The 8044-nt window shown below is 35.6% G+C and carries 9 protein-coding genes; 1 reads left to right on the forward strand and 8 read right to left on the reverse strand.

Annotated elements, in window-relative coordinates; all coding sequences use genetic code 11:
- The 6 genes from AC1DG9_RS19620 to AC1DG9_RS19645 form a co-directional block, all read right to left on the reverse strand.
- Positions 1-596: hypothetical protein (locus AC1DG9_RS19620; RefSeq protein WP_477635084.1), on the reverse strand; the 596-nt coding region annotated here is incomplete at its 3' end.
- 22 nt (positions 597-618) lie between these two features.
- Positions 619-1230, reverse strand: a complete 612-nt coding sequence (locus AC1DG9_RS19625) for a Pvc16 family protein (RefSeq protein ID WP_337716204.1) — start codon at positions 1228-1230, stop codon at positions 619-621.
- A 21-nt stretch (positions 1231-1251) separates the two neighbouring features.
- Positions 1252-1902 (reverse strand): FkbM family methyltransferase, encoded by a 651-nt coding sequence (locus AC1DG9_RS19630; protein WP_337716202.1) that lies wholly within the window; start codon positions 1900-1902, stop codon positions 1252-1254.
- 7 nt (positions 1903-1909) lie between these two features.
- Positions 1910-2659 (reverse strand): capsular polysaccharide synthesis protein, encoded by a 750-nt coding sequence (locus AC1DG9_RS19635; RefSeq protein ID WP_477635085.1) that lies wholly within the window; start codon positions 2657-2659, stop codon positions 1910-1912.
- Between the two features lie 15 nt (positions 2660-2674).
- Entirely contained in the window at positions 2675-4858 is a 2184-nt protein-coding gene (locus AC1DG9_RS19640) for a glycosyltransferase (protein WP_477635086.1), read from the reverse strand.
- A gap of 153 nt (positions 4859-5011) precedes the next feature.
- On the reverse strand, positions 5012-5530 hold the full coding sequence (locus AC1DG9_RS19645; protein WP_172662889.1) for a UpxY family transcription antiterminator: 519 nt from the start codon (positions 5528-5530) through the stop codon (positions 5012-5014).
- Positions 5531-5855: 325 nt separating this feature from the next.
- On the opposite strand from AC1DG9_RS19645, the gene AC1DG9_RS19650 reads away from it, so the two are divergent.
- Complete coding sequence (locus tag AC1DG9_RS19650; protein WP_477635087.1) at positions 5856-6215, forward strand: hypothetical protein; 360 nt, start codon at positions 5856-5858, stop codon at positions 6213-6215.
- A gap of 129 nt (positions 6216-6344) precedes the next feature.
- Here the strand turns inward: AC1DG9_RS19650 and AC1DG9_RS19655 are convergent, their stop codons facing one another.
- The gene (locus AC1DG9_RS19655; protein ID WP_337716200.1) at positions 6345-6887 is read right to left on the reverse strand and encodes a CHRD domain-containing protein; all 543 of its coding nucleotides are present in this window, start codon (positions 6885-6887) and stop codon (positions 6345-6347) included.
- A gap of 156 nt (positions 6888-7043) precedes the next feature.
- The coding region (locus AC1DG9_RS19660; protein ID WP_477635088.1) for a DNA topoisomerase IB at positions 7044-8044 on the reverse strand (1001 nt) is incomplete at its 5' end.

Raw genomic sequence — 8044 nt, forward strand, 5'->3', positions numbered from 1 at the left:
GCCTTCTCGGTTCCTTCAATTAAAAAGCGCGTCCGGCCTCCTGTTGATTTATTAAGATCAAAAGAAAAATTATATACGTTATTGGAGTTATCCAATAGCTGCTGTAAACTCTCTCCGCTGTCTATAAATTCTAGTTTTCCGGTTTGAGTTGCAAGGTTACTGTTATGTGCAAAAGAAAAGGCATTACTTACAAAGGGAATTAAATCTGCCTCAGACACGGTTTTCTTGGTTTTGTTTGCAACAAGCAGTGGCTCGCCCGCTAATAGATTTGAACTCAGGTTATTGAAATAATAACGGCTGCTAGCTGGCTTACTGGTATTTAGATCGGTGATGTTTTCAAAGAAACTGTTTTTCAGCTTGAGTAGAAAAGTAAATTTTGTTCCCTCTGTTAAAGGATTTCTAATTACATCCAGACTATTCACTTTTGCATATAATTTTCCGCCGAAATCACTTGGCAGAAAACGTAATCCCAGTGATTTCATAAGAACGTTACAGTCTTCAGATGGCTGCAAAGCTATATCAGGACATTTACCCGAACTGTAAAATGTATGGGGAAACTCCACTGAAAAAAGTGCTTTATATTTTATTTTTATCATTACAAAAAGATTGGAGGTTAACTTAATTGTCGCTAATGGTAACTTCTGTAATTGGAGGTGCTTCCATTTTAGGTTCAAGATCAATGAAACTCATGGTTCGGATTTTATAAATTACGTTAGGCATGTACTTTGCACCAAGTGCTGCCCAAAGGTTATTTTGTTGTTCAAAAGTGATGGGATGTAAATTGACCAGCAAACGACCCACCTTTTGCCATGGTTTGTCGTTATCAACTTTTGCATTGATCCCAGGATACTTATCGCTATCAAAGACCTGATTGCCTTGAAAGAATGAAATTACGTAAGATAGTAGTCTTAATGCGGTAGAGTAGTTATTAGCAAAGACAGAAAAAATAACAAATACATTCAGGTTAACCGGGGGATTAATTATTTGAATCTTGTCATCTGTTTTCCGATAGTTGTATTGAGCATCAGAAACGCGATCTTCCTCCAGGTTTACCAGCGTTAAAATTATTTTAGATACCTCACCGCCGTCTGATACAACAGCAAATGTTCCATCAGGAGTCATCAGTGAAGAGATCATTACAATATCTTCATTTCCGAAGTTTGTGGCGTCCTTGCGTTTAAGATAAGCGTTGAGCTCATCTGATAAAAATTCAAGTGCTGTGCGTAACATGTGTTTAAATAAAGTGTAATCTTAATTCTTTGAATAAACAAACTGCCTTGCGGCAGAGATATCCGGATTAAATAGTAAATTATACCCGTAGTCTTTTAACTTCTGATGATTAAAATTATCTGTATGTGTTTCAATAATAATCGCATGTATCTTTCTTAGATCCTCTTCTTTTGATGCCTCAATTAGAAATTCTTCGTAACCTTCAATATCTAACTTCAGTATGAAAACGTCCCTGTCAAGTTCGTTGATGAAAGAAAATAACCCAACAGATTCAACAGATAAAAAGTCATTGGAATTTGGTATCGACGTCCATCGCCCACTCCAATCACTTTGATCTGGTGAATAAAGATTTAATGTCCCGTTGGTTACTGAAACTGCCTTGTTCAATGCCTTTATTTTTCCAAACCTTTTAGCGTTTTCATTTAAATACCAGAAGCTATCGGGGTTTGGTTCAAAGGAAATCACATCAACGTTTTTTAGATGCCTGGCACACATTATCGAAAATGCACCAATATGAGCACCACAATCAATCACATAACTTTGAGTTAAAGGTTCAATGTGCGCAAATCGGCTTTTAATACAGTACATGTCCTGGTTAATAACTTCAGGAATAACCCAACGATCATCATCAGTATCTTTCCTGTAAACAATATTTAAAAGATCATTCATCATTTATCTATTAAGCAAAGGTTGATTTGGTCTTCTTATTGGTCTCTGACGTTCTTAATAAGTAGCTAAAAAAAGTATCCTCATCAAGAATATTCGGGTATTGATTTTCCTCTAAATAACCCCTAACCATGTTAGCAGAAACCATATAACAATAGGAATTGGGATTGAGCATTTGTTGATGCACGTCATCACTARCCTTTTGAAAAAATGCCGCCGGATTGCTCCAGCAAATAGGCTGGATCTGTTCAACCTTTAATTCATACCATGAGGTTTTGCCCTCATTTAAGGTTGCTGTTAAGGCTTGTGAGCCAATTGTTAGCCACTCTATTGGTTGTCCGGACCGTAAAATTTGGCAAACACGATTATAATAACCAGAGGCAATATTACTGTTCAATGATGCTCCCATAAAATTATTTGTAACCTCTCCAGAACGTTCCCGGTACCCCATAAACTCATACATATTCAAAATATCCATCAAGGGCTGGATTGATTTGATAACAACACAATCAGAATCAATCCATAGCCCACCAAATTTTTTAAGCAAAAATGCCCGTATAAAATCTGCCCGATGAGCTACATATAAATCATTAAGTTTGATGTCGAGGTCAGAATCCCGCAATTCATTAAAGCGTTCAGGGGTTAGCAGTTGTACATTTTCTACATGTGCAAATACTGTTTTCTGGCATGCCCGAATCCATTCCGGAAGGTCGCCTTCCCAATATAGCCATACTGGTAAGTTTTTCTTTTTAAGATTAGCCATCTTTGCTGTAATGCTTTAATTCAATTTCTTTAAAACCAGTAGGGAATCTGTTAGCTGGATTTTCTGGTAATTCTTTTTTGAAATAAGTTCATTTGCAAATGCAATTACGTCGGGGAAGTAATCAGCAAAGTCATGGAACGCGAGGTAACCTCCAATTTCTATCCAGGATGCAAACTGTCTGAAGTCATTAGAAATATTTAAATAATCATGTAAGCCATCTAATAACAATAATGATATTGGGTGATTCCATTTTACATTTTTGGATTCATCAACTATTGACATCACTGTTTCAGATAAATTGGCTCTTTCAATATTTTTTTTGAAATGAGCTAAAGATGGTTCAAACTGTTGCAATCCCTGATCTGTAGAACCTAATATTCCATTGTGCGGATCAATTGAATAAACTTTTATCCCATCTGATACCGACTTARCCAGCTTTCCAAGCAGAATTGTTGCTTTGCCGTGATAGCTGCCAACTTCAACTAAATGTCCATTTGGGAATTGAGTGCATGCTTTTAGTCCAAAAGCAATTAACAATTCGGCTTCTCCTTCACTTAACCACCCATCAATTTGTTTAATTTCATTTAAAACTTGGACAGGTAAAAACAATGACTGTTTATCGTCTTCTTTATGTGTTTCTTCGGGTTTTTGTATGTAGTTATTTAAATGCCTACGGGTATATTTCCTAAGCGTATCGTCGTAATTACGATTTATTGGATGTACCCAAAACGCATTGGGATCATTAAAAGCACAGTCTAATTCTTGTGTTGTATATGCTTTTTTGTATTTAACAAAGTCATGGCAACAGGGATTCAATTCAATATCATAGCCAAGCAAACTCACCATAGTTGGCAATATGATCTCTTCTGTCGCCCATATTTTTGTATGCTTCATTATATTTTGAAGAATATTGTTCGTTTTGAAGAGCTTAACCAGATCCTTTACGGCATCGTAAGTGAATACAGTTGAGGGCCAAAAAGACCAGTGAACAAATTTGCTTTCACCATCTTTAAAAGTTTTAAGCAGTGGTTTCCATAAATCATATTCTTTAAATGCCTGAATGGAGGTAAAAACGTCAGTATTGTTTACAGTTATATGCTCAGGTCGGTTAGATAAAAGTCCGATATTGCTTTTTTGCGAAAAGAAATCCCACATGAAAGTAGAATATGCTGGCTGTAGACTTAATTGATCGGAATCTACAATAGTTAAAATGTCAAAAGAAAAATTATCGAGTGCAAATTGCATACATTCAAGCGCAAAATTGTGCAGGTAGCCATGTGCTACCGGTATAACAGTGGGGTTTACTACAGCTCCAAATTCTTCAAAAGGAAATGAGCAGGAGTTTAATTTAAGATCGGCGTTACTGTTAAAAATAACGATACTTGAGGAAGGGTCTTGAAAATGTAGATTGCGAACCATATCAATTACACAATCTAAGCTTTCATGCACCAGGCAAGCATAAACATTCTTTAACTGTTTTCTAACATTCTTTAAATTCCATTTATCTGAAGCAGTTTGAGCATGTTTAGGATAATATTTTAAATCAAAGTTCATTATCCGCTCTATATCCATTACCGGGTATGGGTGCCACCAATCGCCTGAAGTTTTTTTCAGGCTAATGTTCTGATCATGTATCATGTGGACAGACATCTTTGAATCTGTAAGTGCGGTTACTTTTTCGGGTGAGGCAGCCCAAACAAATAAGCCATCAACACCTACATTTATATCTTTATACTGATTTTTTTCCCAGTAAGATCGCTGATAACAAAGCGAACTTCCCAGCAACCATTTACGCTGATCTGGAGGATATCTATATTGAAAGGCTTCTTTTTTTAGCAGGTCGTAATAAAGTAAATTATTTATCCCACAAATATCAGCATTACGCTCTTTCAACTCCTCTACCTGATATTTTATCCGATAGTTAGCATACCAATCATCATCGTCCCAATTAACTATTATGCTCCCCGAGGCATGCTTACAAGCTATATTAAGTTTTGCACCCAAAGATATTTGATGATCAAGTCTTATGTATTTTATATTATCAACCTCTGGAACCAAGTCCCGGATACAATCAGAACCGTCATCAATTATAATTAGCTCTTTATTTTGGTACTCTTGCCTGTGGAAATATTTAATAGCGTGCGGAATAAAATATCTCCTGTTAAAGGTTGGCATTACACAAGAAACCAGAGGAAGCATATTAAAGAAGTTTTGCAGGCTAACCAGTGTAAATTGTAAAGCTTCGCTAGAGGTTTGTCACAATAACACCCTGATAATAAATTAAGTAAATTCTGAAAATCATTTAATTTATATACTCATAAAGCTAGTCCCTTTGTGAACCAACATCAATAGTTAGTTATAACTATTTTTATTGATCACCTTCCTTAAACTAGTTGAACAAACTTCAATTGAAAGTGATTGGTTTATGGAACTTAAGTGAACGCCAAGACGCTCCTTACCCCTTTTAAAAAATAATTTCCCCTGTAAGCCGGTGAAAGGCCCGTCAACAATAATCACTTCATCACCACTAACAAGATTGGACTCTATTTCAAAAACCATTGTTTCGAACTTCATTATGTTGGATATTTCATCCTCAGATACCATTGCCGGTTTACCTTCAAAAGTTATAAATTTTAATACCCCTCCTATTTTTAATAGTTTGAAGCGCTCCCTTTCTGTTGAATTAATAAAAACATAATTTGGAAACATAGGCACTTTTATTTCTTTTTTACGATCGCTCCATTGCCTTATTACATTTTGTAAAGGCAAATAAGCTTTTATCTTCTTTTTGGTAAGTTCGTTATAGATTTTCTTTTCGAGATTTGGAAAGGTATAAACGATATACCAGTTGCTTTTTAGTACATTTTCCATAGCATAGTATATTAGGGATATATTTTTGATGGTAGAGATAATAATTAACTCATATAATAAAATTGATCATATTTAATTGATGATGAAATAGTTATTTATAATCATTTATAAGGATTACATGAACACTAAAAGTGTTTTTTTGACTACTAGCAGGTCTATATATTTCTTTTTGTTAAATATCTTTGATTAGAAGATGCCTAAAATTTCATGACGCTGCTCCGATTAATTCTAATTCTTCGATTTTATTAACCCTTAAAATACCATATGCTATTATATTGAAACGTCCCTAACGTTCAACCAAATATTATCTAAAACGACTAAAGTTATGGAACATAACGCAGGAGAAATCGTTGAACTAGCTGTTCGACGACAAAATGTGAATATTAGCGAATTATCCAAGCGCTTAAATGTAAACAGAAGGACCTTGTATAATTGGTTTAGACAAAAGAAATTGCATACAGATGTAATTTTAGAAATAGGTAAGGCTATCAATTATGACTTTTCAAGTGATTTTGAAGGAGAATTAAAACAATTAAATCATAATGAGGATCTAAGGTCTTTTAAAAAGGACTCTAATTCTGAACATCCTKATTCCGTCTATTATTGGATGGAAAAATACATAGCCTTACTTGAGGATTATAAACGGTTGGTTAGAAAGGATTCAACCCATAACATGCTATCGTAACAGTGCTATATCTTAAGGAACATATTCAGGGCAGCTGTCTGATGGGATAGATGCCTGATATGAATTAGGGAAAGTTCTTCAATTTTAAAAAAGAAACTGCCCTGATTATGCTCCGGGCAGTTTCTTTTTTTAGTATCCACCTCCACCGCCATTGTTTCCTCCATTGCCCGTACTTGCGGCAACCAGAACAATGTTGCCTCTTATCTCGCCACTTGTAAAATCAGAACTATGGATATTAACATACCATTTTCCTGATAAAAGCTGACTGATCTCTGCAGCGTTCAATACTCTGGTAGTTCCTGTAAGAGTACCTGAGCTGGCAGTGGTAAAGCCAGGTATTTCAATTACAATTGGTGAACTGGTTAAGTTTGATCCATTTTCTGCACCGTGAAAGTGCATTCCTGTCGTTGTTGCAGCAGCAGATCCAAGCTGCCATGTAATGGTATAAGCAATCGTTTTGGACTGTTCATTATAAGTGATGTTTGCCGTGCCTGTTCCAGTTGTTGTAACTACCGGAACTTCATTAGAGCCATTTAACTGGACCATAGCTGTATAAGTTCTGTAGGTAACATCAGGTCCGTTGCTTTTCTTTTTACACCCTGAATAAAGAACCAGCAGGATGACTGCCATAGCAAGTATGGCAGAAAAGAATTTTACAGAATAAGTTTTCATAGTAAGTAATTTAAATGATTAATTAATTACTCCGATTGACAGTACAGCAGAGGGCGATAAGTTTGATGAGCGTTTGGAATTTGTCCTGTCATCATCGCTTCACTATCTAATACGCAACTATTTGTAAATGGTTGCCTGATGTTTTGCTTATTTCAGCTAATTCTGTTCTTTTGAATATTTAAGGAAAGACAATAAAACTTTCTCATCCTTTTCCAATAGCTTATTTGTTGGATTAGCTAATATGCTTACCCGCTTTAACCACTTATGAAGTGCATCATTTTTATGTGCTTCCAGAAGTAAAGGATATACATATGAACTTTTGCAAACAGCTCTGGTGTTTCCCAATTTTTTAGCAACAGAATCTAAAACTTGTATTTCAGTTTTCGCTTTAGAACAACCCTCCTGAGTTTTCAGACAAGTTGCAAACTGCCTCAACGCTTCCAAAGTTCCGCCCCAGGTCCTAAAATCCTTGGCAGTAAAATCATTGCCAGTAATTTCTTTAATGTATTGATTGATTTGGCCCGACTCAATACTTCTACGCATCCCATCGTCAGTATAAAATTGAAAAAGTTCCTGTCCGGGGATATCTCTGCACTTTTTTACAAGCCTTGATAAATGCCGGTCTGTTAAAGCCATTGTATGCCTTACCCCTTTCTTGCCTACAAAACTTAAATGTAATGAGTTCCCTTTAATTTTAACGTGCTTATCTTTCAGGGTACTTAAACCGAAACTGCCATATTTCTGCATATAACTTTTTCCACCCACTCTCAATAATGTCTTTTGTAATAGATCAACACAAATAGCAAGCACTTTTTGTTCATCGAGGTGCTTACGTTTTAAATCTCTTTTAATCTTTTTCCTGGCTTCAGGCAATGCTTTGCCAAATTCCAGCAGCCTAAAATACTTATGTTCAGATCGTCTTTTGGTCCATTTACTATGATACCTATATTGTTTCCTATTAGCTGCATCAATACCCGTAGCCTGCAAATAACCATTAGATTTAGGACTTATCCAAACTGATGTCCAGGCTGGAGGTAAAACAAGTGATTTTATTCGTTGTAATTGATTTTCATCTGTAATTCTGTTGCCGTCCTTATCTTCATAATAAAATTTACCCGACTTCCCTTTTCTATAAATTCCGGGCATGGTATCAATAA

Source organism: Pedobacter sp. 05L430, assembly GCF_056397585.1.